Consider the following 1,476-nt stretch of genomic DNA (forward strand, 5'->3'; position numbering starts at 1 on the left):
CGATAAAAGTTTGAATAGCTCTTTAAAAATAAATCTAGAATTAACGTTGACGTATTGTCTTGTTTTGTTCAGTTTTCAAGGTTCAATGTGTAAGTACTTCTTTCGAAGCGACCCTTACTATATTACATGTTTGATAACTTGTTGTCAACAACTTTTTAAAAGAAGTTTTTATCAAGTTTTCATGTTGTGTTGCTCGTTTGCGGCAACAAATAATACTTTACCAGTTAACTTCGTAGAAGTCAACTTCTTTTCAAATATTTTTTTATTTTTCTCTACTAAGTTATTAATCCTATGATCTTACTTAATAGGATGGAGTCATAAAATACCTATACCCTTTTTAATGGCGGAAAAACCATAATATCACATAAATTAATATTATTACAATACGTTTTAAATAATTTATAAAATGAATTCTTATATTATATTGAGAACAAGGAATCTAAAGAATAACTCACTTACGAATTTCATCAACAGTTAAAGCACTTACTCATCCATTGTTCGGTGATTAGAAGTCGACCTAGTTTAAACCATGATTTGAAGTTATCTAAATCCAGATATTCTGCGATCTGTTCTTGGTTGGATAGGTTATACGGTTGTGGATATATCCATAATAAAGGGTATAACTTCATGGTTAGAAGAGTTTGAGTTTATATGGAATGTTTTCATTCACTATCAATCTGTCATTACACAGTATTGTGCGGGGATATGAGAATAAATGATCAGGGGAGTTGAGTTCAATATTTGAATTTCGGATAGTAGTTTAGGTCCGTGAAAGAGTTATATTTTAAAATTTGAAGACTGTATTACAGTAAAAGATGAATGACTTGGAAGATTTGTTAAATGAAATATTATTTATCTGAGAAAGTTACATTTTTGAGTGATGGGATGAGGATAATCTTTAATAGATTCGTGGAGATTGCGTCGTTTTATAAATTATTGCGTCATTTCCGAGGGTTATTGCGTCTTTTTTTTATTTTTTGCGTCGTTTTCGAGCATTATTGCGTCACTTTTTCGTTTTTTGCGTATTTTACCAAATTTTAGTGTTTATTTTTAAACTCCTATTCAAACACAAAAATCAAAAAAGTGTCACTCCAATGAGTTCCTCTTTTCCTATTAACCTGTCGCATCCTCAATTTCACTGAAGAAGCCAAATGACTTATCGGTACTAAAGGCTGCAACTAGTCATGATCAACGAATAATCTTCGCCATTTCACCGTTCAAGTTCTCCACTCCGGTTTTCACGCCCTCGCATCCTCGACCTTATTGCTCCTCCCTGTCCTCGCAGTGAGGGTGAGAAGGATTCAAATAAACCCTCATGTTCTTCGAACTTCAATTCAAACCAAAAAAAGAGTAACTCCACTGAGCTACTCTTTTCACATATTTGCCTGGCGACGTCCTACTCTCACAGGGGGAGATCCCCCAACTACCATCGGCGCTGAAGAGCTTAACTTCCGTGTTCGGCATGGGAACGGGTGT

At 34.3% G+C, this 1,476-nt stretch carries 1 rRNA gene; it reads right to left on the bottom strand.

Features of this window, described 5'->3' with window-relative positions:
- Positions 1 to 1,383: 1,383 nt before the first annotated feature.
- Positions 1,384 to 1,476: ribosomal RNA gene (gene rrf / locus ACIGG7_RS23720) — 5S ribosomal RNA — on the bottom strand; the annotation flags it as partial.

This window comes from Rossellomorea sp. NPDC077527 (assembly GCF_044542955.1).
In the GTDB taxonomy this organism is placed as follows: Bacteria; Bacillota; Bacilli; order Bacillales; family Bacillaceae_B; genus Rossellomorea; species Rossellomorea aquimaris_E.